The organism is Vibrio sp. 10N.222.55.C6, assembly GCF_041473395.1.
GTDB lineage: Bacteria > Pseudomonadota > Gammaproteobacteria > Enterobacterales > Vibrionaceae > Vibrio > Vibrio crassostreae_C.
Map to the genome: position 1 here is coordinate 1 of NZ_JBFRSD010000304.1, position 554 is coordinate 554.

The window sequence follows — 554 nt, forward strand, 5'->3', positions numbered from 1 at the left end:
CACACTGAGCCAAACAAATACCTGATTACGCATTAGTTTCAGCTTGATCATTTTCCAACCAACACTATACTCGGATCATTGGTTTGAGAGGTGTTTATGGCTAGAAATGAGATCCAGTTTCAAAAAGGTGTATCATTAATCCGTTTCAATAGCCTTTATGGGACTGAAACTCAGTGCTATGAAAGACTTTTTAATCTTAGGTGGGGTAATGGGTTTATCTGTCCTAGCTGTGGCGGTAAAGAATACTGCAAGCTAAAGCGGCATTCGCTATATCAATGCAACACCTGCCACCAACAAACCTCTCTCACCGCTGGAACTATCCTAGATAACACCAAGCTGCCACTGACTAAGTGGTTTCTCGCCATCTTCCTGTTGACTCAAGTTAAAAACGGCATATCAGCACTAGAGCTATCAAGACTAATTGAAGTCTCATATAACACGGCATGGCGCATGAAGCATAAGCTCATGCAAGCGATGAAAGAGAGTGATGATAAAAGACAACTCGATTACATAGTGCAACTCGATGATGCATATTGGGGCGGTAAAACAAAGGG

The 554-nt window shown here is 42.1% G+C and carries 1 protein-coding gene; it reads left to right on the forward strand.

The window, feature by feature from the left end:
- Positions 1-96: 96 nt before the first annotated feature.
- Positions 97-554 (forward strand): IS1595 family transposase (locus AB4486_RS23800; protein ID WP_372119052.1); only part of this gene is annotated, 458 nt, incomplete at its 3' end.